Annotated in this window: 17 protein-coding genes, 2 pseudogenes and 1 riboswitch; of the genes and pseudogenes, 9 read left to right on the top strand and 10 right to left on the bottom strand. The window is 68.4% G+C overall.

Annotated features, from left to right (window positions below):
- Window positions 1-569: 569 nt before the first annotated feature.
- Window positions 570-947 carry a response regulator transcription factor gene (locus tag VP06_RS02155; protein ID WP_048462193.1) on the bottom strand — a complete coding sequence of 126 codons (378 nt, stop codon included), beginning with the start codon at window positions 945-947 and terminating at the stop codon, window positions 570-572.
- Window positions 948-1,076: 129 nt separating this feature from the next.
- The gene (locus VP06_RS02150; RefSeq protein WP_048462192.1) at window positions 1,077-1,496 is read right to left on the bottom strand and encodes a CBS domain-containing protein; all 420 of its coding nucleotides are present in this window, start codon (window positions 1,494-1,496) and stop codon (window positions 1,077-1,079) included.
- A 332-nt stretch (window positions 1,497-1,828) separates the two neighbouring features.
- Here VP06_RS02150 and VP06_RS02145 point away from each other — a divergent pair, with 332 nt between their 5' ends.
- Entirely contained in the window at window positions 1,829-2,581 is a 753-nt protein-coding gene (locus VP06_RS02145; RefSeq protein WP_048462191.1) for a Crp/Fnr family transcriptional regulator, read from the top strand.
- 129 nt (window positions 2,582-2,710) lie between these two features.
- On the opposite strand, the gene VP06_RS02140 is transcribed toward VP06_RS02145, so the two are convergent.
- The 5 genes from VP06_RS02140 to VP06_RS02120 form a co-directional block, all read right to left on the bottom strand.
- Window positions 2,711-3,322, bottom strand: coding sequence for a thiamine phosphate synthase (locus tag VP06_RS02140; RefSeq protein WP_048462190.1), 612 nt, complete (start codon window positions 3,320-3,322; stop codon window positions 2,711-2,713).
- On the bottom strand, window positions 3,319-4,098 hold the full coding sequence (gene thiG, locus VP06_RS02135) for a thiazole synthase (protein ID WP_048462189.1): 780 nt from the start codon (window positions 4,096-4,098) through the stop codon (window positions 3,319-3,321). The genes VP06_RS02140 and thiG overlap by 4 nt, the downstream gene beginning before the upstream one ends.
- A 27-nt stretch (window positions 4,099-4,125) precedes the next feature.
- The gene (thiS, locus tag VP06_RS02130) at window positions 4,126-4,338 is read right to left on the bottom strand and encodes a sulfur carrier protein ThiS (RefSeq protein ID WP_048462188.1); all 213 of its coding nucleotides are present in this window, start codon (window positions 4,336-4,338) and stop codon (window positions 4,126-4,128) included.
- Window positions 4,335-5,534, bottom strand: coding sequence for a glycine oxidase ThiO (thiO, locus tag VP06_RS02125; RefSeq protein ID WP_048462187.1), 1,200 nt, complete (start codon window positions 5,532-5,534; stop codon window positions 4,335-4,337). Before thiO ends, thiS begins: the two co-directional genes overlap by 4 nt.
- Before the next feature lie 64 nt (window positions 5,535-5,598).
- Window positions 5,599-5,732, bottom strand: a riboswitch (TPP riboswitch).
- A 41-nt stretch (window positions 5,733-5,773) separates the two neighbouring features.
- Window positions 5,774-7,021, bottom strand: coding sequence for an adenylate/guanylate cyclase domain-containing protein (locus VP06_RS02120; RefSeq protein ID WP_048462186.1), 1,248 nt, complete (start codon window positions 7,019-7,021; stop codon window positions 5,774-5,776).
- Between the two features lie 253 nt (window positions 7,022-7,274).
- Between VP06_RS02120 and VP06_RS02115 the strand changes: the two are divergent.
- A pseudogene (locus VP06_RS02115) lies at window positions 7,275-7,532 on the top strand (DUF2798 domain-containing protein).
- Window positions 7,533-7,828: 296 nt separating this feature from the next.
- Here VP06_RS02115 and VP06_RS34280 read toward each other — a convergent pair.
- The 3 genes from VP06_RS34280 to dnaG form a co-directional block, all read right to left on the bottom strand.
- Complete coding sequence (locus VP06_RS34280) at window positions 7,829-9,526, bottom strand: AAA family ATPase (RefSeq protein ID WP_156295414.1); 1,698 nt, start codon at window positions 9,524-9,526, stop codon at window positions 7,829-7,831.
- Between the two features lie 131 nt (window positions 9,527-9,657).
- Complete coding sequence (gene rpoD / locus VP06_RS02110) at window positions 9,658-11,655, bottom strand: RNA polymerase sigma factor RpoD (RefSeq protein ID WP_048462185.1); 1,998 nt, start codon at window positions 11,653-11,655, stop codon at window positions 9,658-9,660.
- A gap of 179 nt (window positions 11,656-11,834) precedes the next feature.
- Window positions 11,835-13,745, bottom strand: coding sequence for a DNA primase (gene dnaG / locus VP06_RS02105; RefSeq protein WP_048462184.1), 1,911 nt, complete (start codon window positions 13,743-13,745; stop codon window positions 11,835-11,837).
- Between the two features lie 242 nt (window positions 13,746-13,987).
- On the opposite strand from dnaG, the gene soxA reads away from it, so the two are divergent.
- The 7 genes and pseudogenes from soxA to nikC all read left to right on the top strand — a co-directional run.
- Window positions 13,988-14,749: a sulfur oxidation c-type cytochrome SoxA gene (gene soxA / locus VP06_RS02100; RefSeq protein WP_048462183.1), complete on the top strand. Its 762-nt coding sequence runs from the start codon at window positions 13,988-13,990 to the stop codon at window positions 14,747-14,749.
- A gap of 54 nt (window positions 14,750-14,803) precedes the next feature.
- On the top strand, window positions 14,804-15,481 hold the full coding sequence (gene nthA / locus VP06_RS02095; RefSeq protein ID WP_048462182.1) for a nitrile hydratase subunit alpha: 678 nt from the start codon (window positions 14,804-14,806) through the stop codon (window positions 15,479-15,481).
- Complete coding sequence (gene nthB / locus VP06_RS02090; RefSeq protein ID WP_048462181.1) at window positions 15,478-16,152, top strand: nitrile hydratase subunit beta; 675 nt, start codon at window positions 15,478-15,480, stop codon at window positions 16,150-16,152. Before nthA ends, nthB begins: the two co-directional genes overlap by 4 nt.
- A gap of 11 nt (window positions 16,153-16,163) precedes the next feature.
- The gene (locus VP06_RS02085) at window positions 16,164-16,466 is read left to right on the top strand and encodes a nitrile hydratase accessory protein (protein ID WP_048462180.1); all 303 of its coding nucleotides are present in this window, start codon (window positions 16,164-16,166) and stop codon (window positions 16,464-16,466) included.
- A gap of 204 nt (window positions 16,467-16,670) precedes the next feature.
- A complete protein-coding gene (gene nikA / locus VP06_RS02080) occupies window positions 16,671-18,275 on the top strand; it encodes a nickel ABC transporter substrate-binding protein (RefSeq protein ID WP_048462179.1) in 1,605 nt (534 codons plus the stop codon).
- Window positions 18,275-19,228: a nickel ABC transporter permease subunit NikB gene (gene nikB, locus VP06_RS02075; protein ID WP_048462178.1), complete on the top strand. Its 954-nt coding sequence runs from the start codon at window positions 18,275-18,277 to the stop codon at window positions 19,226-19,228. The genes nikA and nikB overlap by 1 nt, the downstream gene beginning before the upstream one ends.
- A pseudogene (gene nikC, locus VP06_RS02070) lies at window positions 19,216-19,437 on the top strand (nickel ABC transporter permease subunit NikC); the annotation flags it as partial. The gene nikB and the pseudogene nikC, both read left to right, overlap by 13 nt.

Here is a 19,437-nt window from a genome sequence, read left to right as displayed (position 1 = left end):
CGGTTCGGCAGCAAAAATCTGCGATCAAACAAGACCCTAAGCGGACGAAGCGTTGGCCTGCCAACGCAAGTCTGCTGAGATGTTTGGGTGCGTTCTCGAATTTTCGCCAGGCCTCTGGCCTGGCATCGATAATTCGAGTTGCCGTCAACGGCCGGATGCGTTGGCATCCCTGGCCGTTGATGATCGAGGATCGGCTGAGGGCTCCAGGGATCACAGAGACGTCCGGAGCCGTCCTTCGAGGCTCCCCGCGACCGCACACGTCAGGATGATGTGAGAGAGTCGGCAATTACTGCTTTCTGTCAGATTTCGTCAGTAAAATTCGCCCAACAGGCTCTCAGGCGCTGACGCCTCGGGCCGACGAACCATCTTGATCTTCCGAATCCTAGCCAAAAGATCGACGAAAACTCGAGACCGAAACCAAAGGTCGTTTTCTTTCGACCGTTGATATTAAGCGGAACTGTCACCGGATAGCCCTCCCGCCGCCGAAGGGCGGGAGTGCAGAGACGGCGGATGCGCCCGTCGCCTATCCGGGCAGCGAAGTGCCGCCGTGTCGTCGGGGAAGGCGCGCCTCAGGACGAGGCGGCAAGCGCCGCGTTGATGCCGGCGAGCAGGGACCCGTCCTCGAAGGGCTTCTCCACCACCTGCCGGAAGCCGGCCCGGGCGGCGCGCAGGCGCAGCTCCTCGGTGATCCGGCCGGTCACCAGGATGGCCGGCAGGCCGACCCGGCGCTCGCGCAGGCGCCCGACCAGCTCGACCCCGTCCATGCCCGGCATGTGGTAATCGACGACGAGGCACCCCGCCCGCGGCAGCCCGGCTTCCCCGAGCAGGTGCGCGCCATCCTCGTAGAGGCGCACCTCGTAGCCTTCGAGCTCGAGGGCGAATTTGAGCGCCCGCCGCACGGCCTCGTCGTCGTCGACGACGAGGAGCGGTCCCGCAGGGGCTGGCATGACAGGCTGTGCTGCCATGGCCGACGGTGGTGGCATGGTCGACCTGGACTCCGACCCGCCGCAGATAACCGTCCGGCGCCACCGTGTCGTTGATTTGCCTCAACCGCTCCGGCCGGCTGCGGAGCCCGCTCACCCGAGGGCGGGAACCCGGATGGTGTCGCGCAGGGAGGAATCTCCGGCCGCCGGCAGGTCGCGCAGCGAGACCATCCCGATGACGTCGTCGCCACGCATCACCGGCAGATGCCGGAATCCTCCGGCGATCATGAGCCGATGCGCCTCCGCGAGGCTCGCCTCGGCGGCGATCGTCTGCGGATCCCGGGTCATCACCTCCCGCACGAGGGTCAGCATCGGGTCACGATGGCCCGCGATCACGCGGGTGGCGATGTCGCGCTCGGTGATGATGCCGACGAGGCGCTTGGCCTCCACCACCACGAGGGCACCGATGCGGTAATCCCGCAGGCGATGGCACACGCTCGCGATGGTGAAGCTGCCGCTCACGCCGCGCACGGGACGGCCGGCGAGGAGGTCGAGGAGGGTTCGGTGGGGCATGGAGCGGCCTCGTGCGGGTTCGGGGCAGTCGTCGCGCCCCGGGCTGAAAGACGGGCCGGGCGCCCTGACGAGAAGGGCCCGGCCCGCACGATACGGCGGGCCCTCCGTCCCGGCCTTCCCCGTGCCGGGACGGTGCCGCCGCGGCCCGCGTTCCGATCGGCCGGCCCGATGCAGCGGCCGGTTTGGTTTACCCGCGGCCGGTGGAGCGGCCTTGATCCACCGCAAAGCCTCGTCCCGCGGGCGCGGGTGCAGGGCGATTGCGCTGGATCAATGCAGAGCCGCCGAGGCTCCCCGACCCTCGGGAGGACGGGGGACCGGGGAGAGGACACGGCATGCTGGTCGATACGGGTTCGGGCGATCGAGCGATCGAGAGATCCGCGCAGGCCTGCCACCGCGGGCGGTCGGCCACGCCCTGCGCCGAGTGTGCGGCGCGGCCGGTCAGCGTCTGCTCGGCCCTGGCCGTGCCGGAGCTGAGGGAGCTGGAGGCGCTGAGCCAGCATCTGACCCTCGACAAGGGCCAGGCCCTGTTCCGACAGGACGAGCCGGGCGACGCAGTCTACAACGTGATCGAGGGGAGCTTGCGCCTCACCCGCCTGCTGCCCGACGGCCGGCGCCACATCATGGGCTTCGCGCTGCCGGGCGACTTCCTCGGCCTCGCCCTCGCGGAGCGCCACGCCGTCTCCGCCGAGGCGCTCGGCCCGGTCCTGACGTGCCGCTTCGGACGGGAGGATTTCGCCGCCCTGCTCGAGGCCAAGCCGCATCTCCTCCGGAGCCTGCACGCGCGGACCGGCGCCGAGCTGATGCTGGCCCAGGACCAGATGCTGCTGCTCGGGCGCCGCACCGCCGAGGAGAAGGTCGTCGCCTTCCTGCTCGGCCTGCGGAACCGCTACGCACGGACGGGCCGCAGCTCGGTCACGGTCGAGCTGCCGATGGGCCGCCAGGACATGGCCGACCATCTCGGGCTAACCATCGAGACGGTGAGCCGCATGTTGACCCGCCTCGATCGGGCCCATCTCATCCTGATCGTTCCCGGCGGCGTTCGCCTCCTCGACGTCGAGCGGCTGGAACGCCTCGCGGCGAGTTGAGCGTGATCCGGACGACCTCCTCGCGGCCGCTGATCCTGCCCGCGACGCGCAAGGCACTCGGTCTGACCCTGTCAGCCCCGGCGGACCGCGCGGCGGCATCATCGATGCGCCGACACAAAAATCCCCTGGTCACATCGCCATCGCCCGCATGAGACGAGCCATGACCCGCGCCGCGCATTCCGCACGCATCACGGTCCCCATGATCGCGCAGGCGGCTGCGCCTTCATCACGACAGCGTCGTGCCGTGACATCGTCGATGCCCCCCAACCCGACCACGGGCATCACCGCCGCCGCCGCCCGCAACACCCCCAACCCCAAGGCCGGCCCGTAGCCCGGCTTGCTGGCGGTCAGGAAGATCGGGCTCAAGGTCACGTAATCCGCCCCCGCCTCCCGCGCCGCCCGCACCTCCGCCAGAGAATGCGCCGAGACGCCGAGCAGGGCGCCACGCCCCAGGCGCGCCCGGGCCGGCGCCACGGCAGCAGGCTCGCCGAGCTGAACCCCGGCCGCCCCCACCCGCGCCGCCAGCTCCACGTCGCGCCCGATGGTGAGCGCCCCGCCCACCCGCGTCACCGACGCGGCCAGGGTCTCGGCGAGGGCGGCGCGCTCCGGGGCGGGCAGGTCGCGGTCGCGCAGCCAGATCCAGCGCGCGCCGGCGGCGAGGCAGGCGGCGACGCGGTCGGTCAGGGGCTCTGGGCAGCCATGCCGGTCGGTGACGATCAGCAGGCGGGCGGGCAGGCTCACGAGCCGACGAGGCCGAGTTGCGGGCTCGACGGCTCGGCGCGGGCGCGACGCGGGATGCGGCCGGCCCGGTGCGCGAGGCGGCCGGCCTCGACGGCGTGGCGCATGGCGCGGGCCATCCCGACGGGATCGTCGGCCTTGGCGACGGCGGTGTTGAGCAGCACCGCGGCAGCCCCCAGCTCCAGGGCGATCACCGCATCGGAGGCGGTGCCGATGCCGGCATCGACGATCACCGGCACCGGCGAGCGCCGGCAGATCAGCTCCAGGTTGGCCGGGTTGGCCACCCCCATGCCGGAGCCGATCAGCGAGCCCATCGGCATCACGGCGGCGGCGCCGAGATCGGCGAGCCGGCGGCACACGACCGGGTCGTCGTTGCAATAGGGCAGCACCACGAAGCCGGAATCGACCAGCTGGCGGGTCGCCTCGATCGTCTCCGCGACATCGGGATAGAGCGTCTCGCGGTCGCCGATCACCTCGACCTTGATCCAGTTGGTGCCAAGCGCCTCGCGGGCCAGCTCCGCCGTCATCACGGCGTCGCGGGCGGTCTCGCAGCCGGCAGTGTTGGGCAGGAAGCGCGCCCCCTTCAGCCGCGCCACGGTGTCCGAGCCGTGTCCGTGGAGCGAGATGCGGCGGATCGAGACCGTCACCACCTCGGCGCCGCTCGCCCGCACCGCGTCGCTCATGATCGCCTGCGTCGGGTAGCCGGCGGTGCCGATGAGGAGGCGCGAGGACAGGGTGGTGCCGGCGATGACGAACGGGTCGTCGTGGGTGTCGGTCATAGGGTTTCCTCCAAAGCGATCCAATTTTCAGCCGCCCTGCATGGCGCGCACGATCTCGACGCGGTCGCCGTCCGAGAGCGCCGTGCCTGCCCAGTCGCGCTGGCGCACCACCGCGCCGTTGAGGGCGATGGCGAAGCCCTGCGGCCCGGGCAGGTCGAGGTCGGCGGTTTCCTGGCGCCACAGGGCGTCGAGGGTGGCGGCCTCGCAGTCCCGGGGCTCGCCGTTGACGAGGAGCTTCATGCGGATTCTCCGGAGGTCCGCGCCGCGAACCGGGCGAGGCCGAAGGGAGCGGCCACCGGCAGCGTCTCGCCACGCAGGATCAGGGTGGATACGGCCTCGGCGGTGACCGGGGCGAGGAGGTAGCCGTTGCGGTGGTGGCCAACGGCAAGCACCAGGCCGGGCAGGGCCTCGCCGAGGATCGGAGCGTCGTCGTCGGAGGTCGGGCGAAAGCCGCTCCAGACGCCGGAGACCTGCATCTCCTCCACCCCGGGCAGGGCCCGGCGGGCGCCTTCCAGCAGCGCGTAGAGGCCGCCGGCAGTGAGGTGCGGATCGAAGCCGGTCTCCTCCACGGTGGCGCCGACGATGAGCGCGCCGTCCCCCTTCGGCGCCATGTGGACCTGCTCGGTCCAGACCACGTGCGAGAGGGAGCCGCTGCGCGGCGTCATCTGGAGCGCCATCGACTGGCCCTTGAGCGGGCGCACCGGCAGGGCGAGATCCGGGACCAGGCTCCCCTCCCCGGCCCAGGCGCCGGAGGCGAGCACCACCGTGCCGGCGCGCAACGCGCCCGACGTGGTCTCGAGGCCGGTGACCCGGCCGCCCTCGCGGCTGAGCGCGGTGACGGTGGTCTCCTCGATCAGCCGGCCGCCGGCCGCGCGAAAAGCCTGGCGCAGGGCAGCCATCACCCGGGCGGGATCGACCTGATGGTCGTCGGGGCAGAACAGGCCGGCGGTGACGGTGGGGCGCAGGCCCGGCTCGCGGGCGCGCACCGCCGGTCCGGACAGCCACTCGGCGTTCAGGTGCTCGCGGCGTTGCAGGTCGTGGCGGAAGCGCAGGCGCTCGACCTCGTCGCGGCCAAGCGCGATCACGAGGGTGCCCTCGCGGCGGTAATCGATGGTCAGGCCGGATTCGGCCTCGAGCTCATCGCGAAAGGGGTGCCACAGGCGCTGGCTTGCGAGGCCGAGCGGCGACAGACCCTCGCCGCCGGGCTCGTGCTCGGCGGCAGCCGCCAGCATCCCGGTGGCGGCAAGGCTCGCGCCGTCGCCGGCCTTGGCCCGCTCGATCACCGCGACGGCGAGACCGGCCTTTGCCAGACGCCACGCGATCGACAACCCGATCAGCCCGGCGCCGATCACCGCCACGTCGGCGCGCTCCGGCAGCCGATCGCCCCCGGGGCTCGCGCCCGGTCCGCCTCGCCGTCCGATCGTCTGCGCGTGCACCCTCGTTCTCCACGGTGGCCCGAAGAGAATGGACTGCGCCCGAATGCCGGATGATGCGCGGGGCCCTCATGGGCCTGTCCAATCCCTACGCCGGTATGAGCCGGATCAGGTTCGAAGGATTTCCGCGCCGACCGGGGCCGAAGGGCCTCCAGTCCAGCGGTGTCTCAGCCCCTTGCCGGGGATCTCCCTGGAACGGCCGGAATGTGGCGAGCCGGCTCGTTTTCGTCAACCACCCTCGCTCACCCACCCTTCCCCGGGCGATAGATCGCCATCTCCTCGGCGATCCCATCGAGGGGGTGGGTGCCGAGCAGCTCGGGATCGCCCCACAGGAAGTCGACGAAAGGCTTCGACATCAGCAGCGGCTCGGACAGGACCTTGTTGAGCTTGGCGAGCCGGCTCGCCAGGTTCACGTCGCGGCCGATCACCGTGAAGTCGAGCCGCGCGCCGGAGCCGACATTGCCATAGGCGGCCTCGCCATGATGGAGCGCGATACCGATCTCGATGCGTGTGGGAAAGCGCCCGGCGCGGTTGGCCTCCTCGACCCGGCGGAGTGCGGCCTGCGCCGCCGAGAGCGCGCCTTGCGCCGCACCGCCGAGATCGTCGCCGCTTTCGCGAAAAATCGCCAGCAGGCCGTCGCCCATGTATTTCAGCACCTCGCCGCCTTCGCTCTCGATCGGCGGCACCAGGCAGTCGAAATAGGTGTTCAACAACTCCACCGAGGCTTCCGGGGTGAGCGCGTCGGTGAGGTGGGTGTAGCCGCGCATGTCGGCGAAGAGGATCGCCGAGCGGATCCGCTCGACCTGGCCGCGGCGGATGAAGCCGGCCAGGATCGCCTGGTGCGGCCCGTCGCCGACATAGACCCGCAGCACGTGATCGAGCCGGGCGTTGAGGCCGCGCATCTCCATCACCGCCGACAGGGTCGGGACGATGAAGCGCAGGATGGCCAGGTCGTCGTGGCCGAAGCCGCGGGGATCGCGGGTCGCGAAGGTGACGCCGTTCCGGGTGCCGTTGGTGAAGAACAGCGGCACGGTGATGTAATGGGTGTAGCCTGCGGTCTTCAGCTCCGGGATGATGCTGAAGCGGTCGTCCGGCGTGTCGCGCAGGTCGAGGATCAGCCACTCGCCGGTGGCATAGACATGGGCGAAGGGGCTGCGGGCGAGCGCCTGCTCGGTCGCCTCGCCATGCGGGAAGAGGCGGAAGCTGACGCCGTCCTCCCGGGTCCAGAACCGGCCGACGCCGGAATAGTCGGAATGCAGCGCATCGATGGCGGTGGTCGCCCGGTCGACCGGGACGCCCAGCGCGTTCAGCCGCTCGGCCATGCCGGCCAGGAGATCGCCCGATTCCGGCAGCCGCGCGCCTTCACTCAGCAGCCAGTCGCGGAGCGCCACGCAGTCGCGGAACAGGCCGATCGGGATGTCGCTCGCCTCCGACCCATCCGCCGCGGCCGTGGGCATCGGAGCGGGGGCGTGGCGAGGCTGATCGGACATGGGCGTGACATGGGCGCTGCCCGGCGCGACGGCAAGGCTTGGCCGCAAGCGGCAGGCCCACCGGCGACGGGCTTGGCAAGGACGGTGGCCTTGGCATCTAACCTTGCGTCTGATAGCGCTACGGTCGTCGCGGAGCATCGGTCCCAACCGGCCGTAAGCGTCTCACGTCAAGCAACGCGCTCCCTGGGTGGCCTCCACCGGACGGGTGCGGTTTGCGTCGTCCGGGCTGGCTGCCCGTATCGAAAGACGTGTCATGCTCTCTCGCTCATCCTCACGACGTCTCCCGGCCTCTTACGCGCCGCTCGTCACGGCGTTCCTGCTCTCCGTGATCATGACCTGCGTCGTCTCCGGTATCGCGACCCTGCTCAGCCTCGGCGCCACGCCGGACGCGCTGTGGCGCTGGCCGCAGGCCTAGGGCTTCTCCTGGCTCGTCGCCTTTCCGACCCTGCTGCTCGTGCTGCCGCTGGTGCGGCGCGCCGTGGCGCGGATCGTGGCGCCGCCGCGGGCGTGACCCCGATCGGCCGGCCTTGTCGGGCCGTTAATGAGGAACGCGGTCGTCCCACCCGTGGACCTTACCCGTTGAGCTGTTCTGGGGCGACCGCGCACGTCGGGACACTCGCCGCGTTGGCCAGCTTGGAACGCGCGCCGCTTCTTTTACGGAAGGCTCCATGCATCGAACGCGCTTAACCGTTCTGGTTGTGGCGGTCTCGCGTCGCAGCGGATGACAAGTTTCAGAAATAACCCAAATATGGATGCATCGAGTGTCAATAAATACCCACAAATCATGTATTTATGGAGTTTTTCTTTTTATTTTAAATACTTATAAATTTTATCTAAAGCTTCAATAAACTCTTCATGCACATCATTTGGCCTCATAGCACCAACTAATACATGATAATTCGTTTTATTTATTCTGTTGCTTATGTTTAATTTTTCGTAATAGCTGGCAAATAAGGGGCTGAGAACTTCATCAGACATTTTAATATTATCGTCCCACGGGTTCTTCCTAAGGGTTTTTAGTGCACCTTCTATATCGCTAATAGCTTGACGCATCGCTTCTTGCTGTGCAAGTGATTGAGCACGTTCTACTAAATCGCTTAGATTCCCCTGGGCCGCAAACCTCATCAAAATTTCTTTTGTTGCTATATAATTTTCAATTTCTCTCCTCCTCCAGACGTGTGATGGAACGGCGAAGCCATCTGGAAGACTACGATCAAGTTTGTCAAAAAGCGCGAAAGCCTTCAGCCCAGGAATCGCAGACCGCAACCCGAAAAAATGCTCACTTACTTTTGTGGCGACATTTCCAACATAATACACGAATGGATCCTTAAGAAGCTCAGAGACTGGGTGATTGACAAGATCCGCAATTTGCATTATTATTGACAAGTCTGTCGAGCCTTCTAAATACAAAACAAAGCCACGACGGTCAGCTTGATAATAATCATCTGCTCGAATATGTTTTAGAGATTTTGCAACTTGTGAACCGCGATCATCGACACGACGAGGCTGGCCGACAAAGCTGATTAAAAGGTCCCGATCGGCAGCGTCCTGCATGACAATTTCTGAATGACTTGCGATGAGCAATTGATTTCCATAGTCTCGAGCAACCCCAGTTATTACAGAATAAACTTCCCGCTGCCTAATAACCTCAAGGTGCGCATCCGGTTCATCAAGCAAAATAATCGAGCCTGGATTGCTAATCATGTGAGACAGTAAAAGAAGAACTTGCTGGAACCCGCGGCCGGCGCTTGTAATATCAAGCTCAACGCCTCTTTCTTTATAAAATAAATCGATTACACCGCGCACCGAATCACGCACGGGATCGCCAATTTCAATATGGAACATTTGCTTTAAATATTGTCGTATTTTATTCCAATTTCCCGTATCTGCCTCCCAAACCCTTAAACAAAGGTTTCGCAAAACCTCACCCGAGCGACCTTCGCCCAGTAAAACCGATATACGACCTGGTTGGAGTTCCGGCTCTTCAGAAGACAAGCCTGATAAGGGCGGAAGGAGCGCTATATTGATCGAGCGGGCAACATCTGGGACTAATATCCCATTGCCGCCACCTTCACTATCACCTATTTTAATAGGACGGCAATAGAATGATTCTGAATTCGCGTGATAAAACTCTAATCCACACTCCCATTTCTTACCATCATTCTCACCTTCGACGATAATTTTCAAATATATTCTATCTGTTTTCGATTTTCCGTTATCTTTATAAGCATTAACGACATGAAGATCGCGCCAGAGATGCTTCGCATCTCTAAGAGGAATCTGCGTCAGTCCTAACCGCGACATAGTAACGCCTGGCCTTTTATCAGGCGCGCCCGACTTCCTTTGGCCAGCCCACTCTTTCGCACCGGCTGACCACAACAGCAGCGACTGCAAAGCAGATGTTTTACCGCTGTTATTTGGTCCGATTAAAACAACAACATCACCCAATTCGATATCAACCGCACTGAGCTTCTTGAAATTTTCAATTCGAAGTCGCGTCAGCACGGTTGGTATCCGTCAACAAAATTCGACCACTAGAGCGTTTTCCGACGAAGTGGATACTGGTTCGTCGTAGAAAATGCGGCAAAATCAAAGCCCTAAAGCACCGCCCGATTGCAACGTGATCGGGCAGTGCTCTAGTTGTCGAGGAAGCTCCGCAGCTTCCGCGACCGGCTCGGATGCTTGAGCTTGCGCAGGGCCTTGGCCTCGATCTGGCGGATGCGCTCGCGGGTCACCGAGAATTGCTGGCCGACCTCCTCGAGGGTGTGGTCGGTGTTCATGCCGATGCCGAAGCGCATGCGCAGGACGCGTTCCTCGCGGGGCGTGAGCGAGGCGAGCACCCGGGTGGTGGTCTCGCGCAGGTTCGACTGGATCGCCGCGTCGATCGGCAGGACGACGTTCTTGTCCTCGATGAAGTCGCCGAGGTGGGAATCCTCCTCGTCGCCGATCGGGGTTTCGAGCGAGATCGGCTCCTTGGCGATCTTGAGGACCTTGCGCACCTTCTCCAGCGGCATCGCCAGCTTCTCGGCCAGCTCCTCCGGGGTCGGCTCGCGGCCGATCTCGTGCAGCATCTGGCGCGAGGTCCGGACGATCTTGTTGATCGTCTCGATCATGTGCACCGGGATGCGGATCGTGCGGGCCTGGTCGGCGATCGAGCGGGTGATCGCCTGCCGGATCCACCAGGTGGCGTAGGTCGAGAACTTGTAGCCGCGGCGGTACTCGAACTTATCCACCGCCTTCATCAGGCCGATATTGCCCTCCTGGATCAGGTCCAGGAATTGCAGGCCGCGGTTGGTGTACTTCTTGGCGATCGAGATCACCAGCCGCAGGTTCGCCTCGATCATCTCCTTCTTGGCCTGGCGGGCTTCGCGCTCGCCCTTCTGGACCATGTGGACGATCTTCCGGTATTCCTGGATCTCCAGGCCGGTCTCGGAGGCAAGCGAGATGATCTGCTCGCGCAAGGTCAGGATGTTGACGGCGCCGCGCTCGGTGAAGTTCTTCCAGCCCTTGCCGCCGAGCTTGGCCACCCGCTCGACCCAGTGCGGATCCAGCTCGTAGCCCTGGTAGTGGCGCAGGAATTCGTCGCGGGCGACGCCGTGGTTCTCGGCGAGCCGCATCAGCCGGCCCTCATGCGAGATCAGGCGCTTGTTGATGTCGTAGAGCTGCTCGACCAGCGCCTCGATGCGGTTGGCGTTCAGCGACAGCGACTTCACGTCGGCGACGACGGTGTTCTTCAGCTCGGCGTAACGCTGCCCCTGCGACTCCGACGCCGCCGCGCCCTTGAGCCGGGTCTCGGCCTGCTCGGCCTGGACCTTGCGCAGCTTGCGGTAATTCTCGGCGATCGCGTCGAAGGTCTCGAGCACACGCGGCTTCAGCTCGGCTTCCATCGCCGAGAGCGACACGTTGTTCTCGAGGTCGTCCTCGTCGCCCTCGCCTTCCGGCGGGACCTCGCCCTCGGCTTCCTCGTCGCCGTCCGCCTCGACCTCGCCCTCGGCGGGGCCGGCGCGGCCGTCCGGGCCGGCATAGGTGGCTTCCAGGTCGATGATGTCGCGCAGGAGCACCCGGCCGTCGACGAGTTCGTCGCGCCAGATGATGATGGCCTGGAAGGTCAGCGGGCTCTCGCACAGGCCGGCGATCATCGCCTCGCGCCCGGCCTCGATCCGCTTGGCGATCGCGATCTCGCCCTCGCGGGAGAGAAGCTCGACCGAGCCCATCTCACGCAGGTACATCCGGACCGGATCGTCGGTGCGGTCCGTCGGCTCCTTGGCGGTCTCGGCCCGGAGCGCGACCGGGCGCGCGGCGGCGACCTCGGCCACCTCGCCGCCCTCGCTCGCCTCTTCCTCCTCGGCGCCTTCCTGGGGGGCGTTCTCGCCCTGCTGGTCGTCGGCCTCCTCGGCCTCGACCACGTTGACGCCCAGTTCCGACAGCTGGCCCAGCACGTCCTCGATCTGCTCGGAGGTGAACTCCTCCTGCGGCAGCACCTCGTTCAGCTCGTCATAGGTGACGTAGCCGCGCTTCTTGGCGAGCTTGATCATCCGCTTGACGGAGGCATCCGTCAGGTCGAGGAGCGGGCCGTCGGTCTGCTGCTCGGGGGCCGCCTCGGTCTCGTCTCGTTCCGTTGCCTTCGTCGCCATGCTCAGCCTATGCTTCCCGGTGTCGGCAGTGCCCGGGCGGGGGACCCTCCCGCCGTGCCGGCACCGTGATGTCTCGTCGGACGGCGCACGAGCCGCCCCAGGATCTCACGCAGATATGCAAGCCATTCGATCGACTTGCCGTTAACCAGTCCGGACGAAAGCCGCAAGCCGCGCCTGCGTCAGGGCGATTCCGTGTCCTCGGCCATGTCCGCCTCGCCTTCGGCGCCCGCCACGACGGAGAGCCGGGCCTTCACGTCGCGCAGCCACGCGAAATTGGCTTCCGTCTCCTCTTCCGCCAGGGCGCGTTCGGCGGCCCGGAGTTCGCTATGTAGCGTTCCGGCCTTGCGGTGCAAGATCACGGCCTGCCGGAGCGCGTCCTCCAGCCGCACCGGATCGGCATGGGGATCAAGGATCCAGCGGTCGCCCGGCCGCACCAAGCCGGCGATGCGGCCTGCCGCCGCCGCGAGACCGGCCCGCTCCAGCCGCGCGTCGAGGAGGGTTGTGTCGTCGGCCCCGCCCTCCGCCGCGAAATCGAGGAGCACGCCACGCAAGGAGCGGGCATCGGCCCCCTCGAACGCGACCTCGGCCAGTTCCTCGGCCTCGCGGGCCAGCAATGCGGGATGAACCAGGAGCGCCGCGACGATCAACGCCTCGCGCGAGGACGAGCCGCCGGCGAACAGCGACGAGCGAGTCAGGCGTTCACTCGCCCGCGAGGTGAACCGCGGTGAGACCGGCGCCGGCGCAGCGCCGCGGCCCCGTGGCACGAAGGGCGTGCGCTCCCGGTACTGGCGCTCGCCCCCAGCCTGCTGCCGGGCACCACCATTGGGGCTCAGGGAGCGCAGGCGGGCCTCGACGTCGTCGCGGTAGTAGCGCTTCAGGGTCTCGTCGCGGATGCCGTTCACCATCTCGCGCAGGCGCTGGGCGAGGCCGGCCCGGCGCTCCGGCGTATCGACCGGGCTCATCTCGGTCTCGCGCGACCACAGCACGTCGACGAGGGGCCGGGCCCCGTCGAGCACCCGGTCGATGGCCGCGGGACCGCCGGCGCGCAAAAGGTCGTCCGGGTCCTGACCCTCGGGCATCAGGGCGAAGCGCAGGGATTTCCCGGGTTGCAGCGCCGGCAAGGCCACGTCGAGGGCCCGGTAGGCGGCACGCCGCCCGGCGCCGTCGCCGTCGAAGCACAGGATCGGCTCGTCGGCCATGCGCCAGAGCAGGGCGAGCTGATCCTCGGTCAGCGCCGTGCCCAGCGAGGCCACCACCTCCCGATGGCCGGCGAGCGTCATCGCGATGGCGTCGACATAGCCCTCGACGGCGATCACCCGCCCGGTGTCGTGCGCGGCCTTCCGGGCGGCATGGTGGTTGTAGAGCATCCGCCCCTTGTGGAAGAGCGGCGTCTCGGAGGAGTTGAGGTATTTGGGCTTGGCGTCCGGGCTCAGGCCGCGGCCACCGAAGGCCACCACCTTCCCCCGCACGTCGCGGATCGGGAAGATCACCCGGTCGCGGAACCGGTCGAACGGGACCTTGATGTCGTCGCCGGTGGTGAGGAGGTTCAGTTCCACCATCAGCGCGGCCGGCACGTCCCGGGCGGCGAGGTGGTCGCGCAGCGCGTAGCGCTCCGCCGGCGCATAGCCGAGGCGGAACGTGCGACGGACCTCGCCGGCAAGGCCGCGGCCGGCGAGGTAGTCGCGGGCGCGGGCCCCGGCGCGGCCGGCCAGCTGCTCCTCGAAGAAGGTGCAGGCGAGTTCCATCACCTCCAGGGCGCCGCGCCGCCGCGTCTCGCTCTCCCGCGACGCCTCGCTCGGCGCCGGCAGCGCCACCCCGGCCTCGGAGGCCAGGCGCTCCACGGCCTCGGGGAACGAGACGCCTTCGGTCTCCATCAGGAACGTGAAGATATCGCCGTGCTTGCCGGACGAGAAGCAATGGTAGAACTGCTTCTGGTCGTTCACGTAGAACGACGGCGACTTCTCGGCGTTGAACGGCGACAGGCCGCGCCATTCCCGCCCCGCCTTCTTGAGGCGCACGCGCCGGCCGACGACCTCGGAGGCCGGCAGGCGGGAGCGGATCTCTTCGAGCAGGTGGGGCGGATAGCGCAAGGGTGGGATCCGGGCGAGGGATCTGCCTTGTAGCGCATCTTGGTCAGCGGAGTCCTAACGAGGCGGGAGCGGGGATGACGGCGGGACCGAAGCCTCTGGCGCGCGGCAATTCCCCCTCGGGGCGGTACAGGGCTGTCCGGGAGAAGGATTGGCGCGTCTCCCCTCTCCAGGGGATCCCGCGCTCAATGTTAAAAGGGATTTTCGCCAGAGCGCCCTGGGGGCGGTGCAATCCGGGAGGCCGGATGCTCGCCGGCCTCGCCGTGGCGGCCCTGCTCCTCGGCGCGGCTGCGGCCGACGAGATACCGCCCGCGGAGCGCCGCTCCGGCTTCGACCAGATGGCGCCCGAGACCCGGGCGATGCAGGCCGACGACACCGCCAATCCCGGTATGCTCTGGGTGCAGGATGGGGCGGATTCGTTCGCCCGCGCGCCCTCCCCCGGCGCGCCGGCCTGCGCCACTTGCCACAGCGAGGCGTCGCTGCGCGGCGTCAGCGCCCGCTACCCGGCCTGGGATGCGGCGTCGGCGCAGCCGGTCGATCTCGAGGGCCGGATCACCCTCTGCCGCACCCGCCACCAGGCCGCGACGCCGCTGCCGCGGGAGGGCCGCGACCTCCTGGCGCTCACCGCCTATCTCGGCCACCTCTCCCGCGGCAGCGCCATCGCCCCCCCGGACGATTCCCGCCTCGCCCCGGCCCGGGCCGAGGGGCGGCGGCTGTTCACGACGCCGATGGGCCAGCTCGGCTTCTCCTGTGCCGCCTGCCACGACGCGCAGTGGGGCCGGCGCCTCGGCGCCAGCACGATCCCGCAGGGTCATCCGACCGGCTACCCGCTCTACCGGCTCGAATGGCAGGATCTCGGCTCGCTGGAGCGGCGCTTCCGCAACTGCCTCACCGGGATGCGGGCCGAGCCGCTCAGTCCGGGCTCGGCGGAGGCGGTGGCGCTCACCCTCTACCTGATGCAGCGCGCCGCCCCCCTGCCCGTGGAGAGCCCGGCCGTGCGTCCGTGACGGTGGCGGCGTGAGGGCCTCGCGCGTATCCTTGCGGCTTACGGGAGGGCAGAGATGGCGCAAGACCACGATCACCACCACGATCACCACCACACGCATGACCACCACACGCATGCCCACGATCATCCGCACGGCAGCGAGCTGTCGCCGATGGACCTGCGGGTGCGCGCCCTCGAATCGATCCTGGTGGAGAAGGGGTACGTCGATCCGGCGGCCCTCGACGCGCTGATCGAGACCTACGAGACCAAGGTCGGGCCGCACAATGGCGCCCGGGTGGTGGCGCGGGCCTGGACCGATCCCGCCTTCAAGGCCCGCCTCCTGGCGGATGGCAGCGCGGCGATGCGCGAACTGGATGTCGGCGGGCGCGGCGGCGAGCACATGGTGGTGGTCGAGAACACGCCCGACGAGCACAATATCGTCGTCTGCACGCTCTGCTCCTGCTATCCCTGGCCCGTGCTCGGCCTGCCGCCAGTCTGGTACAAGTCGCCGCCCTACCGCTCCCGCGCCGTCATCGATCCGCGGGGAGTGCTCGCCGAGTTCGGCACGGTGCTGCCGGCCGAAACGCGGATCCGGGTCTGGGACTCGACCGCGGAGCTGCGCTACATGGTGCTACCGATGCGCCCGCCCGGCACCGACGATCTCGACGAGGCGGCGCTGGCCGACCTCGTCACCCGTGACTCGATGATCGGCACCGGGCTCCCGTTGAGCCCCGACCAGGTGGTGCAGGCATGAACGGCGGACAGGATCTCGGCGGCATGCAGGGCTTCGGCCCGCTCGGCCTGGAGGCGGACGAGCCGTGGTTCCACGCGCCGTGGGAGAAGCGGGTCTTCGCCCTGGCGATGGCGATGGGGCTCACCGGCACCTGGAACCTCGATGCCAGCCGCGCCGCCCGCGAATCGCTGCCGCCCGGCGAGTACCTGACCTCCAGCTATTACCGGATCTGGTTCCGGGCCCTGGAACGCCAAGTGCAGCAGCACGGCCTCGTCACGGCGGGCGAGCTGGCGGCCGGCGCCGCGATGACGCCGCCGGCCCCGGTCGCCCGGGTGCTCAAGGCCGAGGAGGTGGCGCCGCTGTTTGCCCGCGGCTTCCCGAGCGACCGCCCGGTGACGCATCCCGCCCGCTTCGCCCCCGGCGACGAGGTGCGGGCCAAGGTCGTCAACCCGACCGGCCATACCCGCCTGCCGCGCTACGTCCGCGGGCGCACCGGCACGGTCGAGCGGGTCCATGGCGGCTTCGTCTTCCCGGATTCCAACGCCGCCTTCGCGGGCGAGGCGCCGCAATGGCTCTACACGGTGCGCTTCTCGGCCATCGAATTGTGGGGCGAGGACGCGGATCCCGGGCTCTCCGTCTCGGTCAACGCCTTCGAGAGCTACCTCGACCCCGCCCGGGCGAGCGCCGCGTGAGCCACCCGCCGATGAGCCGTCCGCCCGAGCCCCCGGTCTTCGCCGCCCCCTGGGAGGCGCAGACCTTCGCTCTGGTGGTGTCGCTGCACGATGCCGGCCTGTTCACCTGGTCGGACTGGGCGCGGGCCCTCGGCCGGGCCGGCGACCGTCCGGCCGATTACGCGCTGTGGCTCGACACCATCGAAACCCTGCTCGCCGAACGCGGCCTGACCGATGCGACAGCCCTGGCCGCGCGCCGCGCGGCCTTCGCCCGGGCGGCCGCGGCGACCCCGCACGGGCAGCCGATCCGGCTGGAGAACGATCCGGGCGTTTGACCCGACGCGCCCCTCGCCACGGCTCGCGCAAGCCCGTCCCGAAAAAAGCGCCTCGATACCGGGGCATCGCTATGGCGGCGCGGGTCCGACAGCCCCGCGCCGAAGGCCAGAACGGAAAAGCCGGACATCCTCCCTGGCCGATCCGGCGCCGCTCCCGTATCAAGCGGTAGGAGCTTTTCTCTCATTCATCATACCAGGAGCCCGATGCCCAAGCTGGCGAGCCTCGCCGTCGCCGCGCTGTTGGCCGGTGCCGTCCCGCACCTCACCGTCACGCCGGTGGCGGGCGCCGAACCGGCCGGTCCCCCGCTCACCTTCTCCTGGCCGACCAATGTCGGCCCGCTGAACCCGCATCTCTACGCGCCCAACCAGATGTTCGCCCAGGCGAGCGTCTACGAGCCGCTGGTGACGATCCGGGCCGACGGCACGGTGGGCCCCTGGCTCGCCACCGCCTGGACGATCTCTCAGGACGGGCGGACCTACGACTTCACCTTGCGCCCCGGCGTGACCTTCAGCGACGGGACGCCGTTCGACGCGGCGGCGGTGAAGGCGAACTTCGATGCGATCCTGGCCAACCGCTCGCGCCACGACTGGCTCGACCTGACCCGGCAGATCGACCGCGTCGAGGTCACCGGGCCCCTCGCCGTCCGCCTGGTGCTCAAGGCCGCCCACGATCCGACGCTGAGGGAACTCGCGCTGCCGCGCCCCTTCCGCTTCGTCTCGCCCGCCGCCATGGGTCCGGGCGGCACCACGGCCAACGGGATCAAGGCACCGATCGGCACCGGGCCCTGGCGCCTGATCGGGACGCGGCTCGGCATCTCCGACACCTTCGCCGCCAATCCGACCTACTGGGGCGGCAAGCCCGCCTTCGCGCGCCTCGTCGTCAAGGTGATTCCCGATCCCAACACCCGTGCCATCGCGCTCCAGACCGGCGAGGTCGATCTCGTCTACGGCGCCGCCGGGCAGATCCCGTCCGAGGCGTTCCTGCGCCTGCGCAACCAAGCCCCGGCCTTCTCCGCCGCGGTCTCGGCGCCGCTCGCCACCCGGGTTCTCGCGCTGAACTCCGCGCGCGTTCCCACCGACGATCCCGCGGTGCGGCGTGCGATCAACCACGCCGTCGACAAGGACACCCTGGTCCGCACCGTCCTCGACGGCCTGGAGCCGCGCGCCGACACCCTGTTCGCGCCGACCGTCCCGTATGCCGATGTCGGGCTGACGCCCTACCGCTTCGACCGGGCAGCGGCCGAACGCCTCCTCGACGAGGCCGGCTGGGCCCGGGGCCGCGACGGAATGCGGGCGAAGGCCGGGCACCCGCTCAGCCTCGAACTCGACTTCGTCGGCACCAACGCCCAGCAGAAGGCGATCGCCGAGGTGGTGCAGGCCGATCTCGCCCGCATCGGCATCGCCGTGCGCCTCGTCGGCGAGGAGGAGAGCGCGATCCTCGCCCGCCAGAAGGACGGGCGCTTCGGCCTGATCTTCGGCGAGACCTGGGGCCCGCCCTACGATCCCGCCTCCTTCATCAGCGCCATGCGGGCGCCCTCGCACGCCGATTACCAGGCCCAGAAGGGCCTGCCCGACAAGCCCGCCATCGACGCCACCATCACGGCGGCGCTCGCCGCCACCGACCCGGCGGAGCGCCGGCGGCTCTACGCGACGCTCCTGACCACGCTCCACGAGGCGGCGGTGTACCTGCCGATCTCCCATGCGGTGGCGATGGCGGTGCATCGCCCCACGGTGGCGGGCGTCCGGTTCGGCGCGACGCTCAACGAGATCCCCTTCGCGGCGATGCGTCCGGCCGGGGCGGGCCGCTGATGCTGCGCTTCGCCGCCGCCCGCCTGGCGCTGATCCCCCCGATGCTGCTCGGCGTCTCGTTCCTCGTCTTCACCATGCTGCGGCTGGGGCCGGGCGATCCGGCCCTCGACTACCTGCGCCTGTCGCAGGTTCCGCCGACCGATGCGGCCATCGCCGATGCCCGGGCGATGCTCGGCCTCGACCGCCCCTTCGTCGTCCAGTACCTCGACTGGCTCCGGCAGGCGCTCCAGGGAGATTTCGGCCGCTCCTACGCCACGGGCCGGCCGGTTCTGCCGGACCTCCTCGGCTACCTGCCCGCCACCCTCCAGCTCGCCGGGACGGCGCTCGTCGTGAGCGTGGGGCTGAGCCTGCCGCTCGGCGCATGGGCGGCCGGGCATCGCGGCGGCTGGCAGGACCGGCTGGTGCGCGGGATCGCGGTGCTCGGCGTCTCGCTGCCGAATTTCTGGGTCGCCTTCCTGCTCGTCGCCGCCTTCTCGGTGTCCCTCGGCTGGCTGCCGCCGATGGGGAGCGGCACGGCTTTCCACCTCGTCATGCCGGCGCTCGCGATCGGCCTGATGTCGCTCTCGGTCAATGCCCGGCTCCTGCGGGCGAGCATGCTGGAGACGGCGGGCGCGCGCCACGTGCTCTACGCCCGGCTGCGCGGCCTCCCGGAGCGGGCGGTGACCCGCCGCCACGTGTTCCGCAATGCCCTCGTGCCCGTCGTCACCGCCACGGGCATGCATGTCGGCGAGCTTCTGGGCGGGGCGCTCGTGGTCGAGACGATCTTCGCCTGGCCGGGCGTCGGCCGCTACGCCGTCTCGGCGATCTACGACCGGGACTACCCGGTCATCCAGTGCTTCACCCTGGTGATGACGGTGGTGTTCGTGCTGTGCAACCTCGCGGTCGACCTCGCCTATGCCTGGCTCGATCCGCGCATCCGCCTCGGACAGGAGGGTGCAAAATGGGCATCGTGAGCGCCGCCGGCCTTCGTCTCTCCCGCCCCGGGCCGGTTGCCGTCGCGGGCGGGCTCGCCGCGGGCTTCGTGCTCCTGGCCGTCGTCGGGCCGCTCGCGGCGCCTCACGATCCGCTCGCGGTCGATCTCGCCCACCGCTTCGAGGCGCCCGGCCTGACGCATCTCCTCGGCACCGACCATCTCGGCCGCGACATCCTCTCGCGCCTGATC

Origin of the sequence: Methylobacterium aquaticum (assembly GCF_001043915.1) — a bacterium.
GTDB classification, from domain to species: Bacteria; Pseudomonadota; Alphaproteobacteria; order Rhizobiales; family Beijerinckiaceae; genus Methylobacterium; species Methylobacterium aquaticum.
This window is presented reverse-complemented; position numbering and strand designations above follow the sequence as displayed.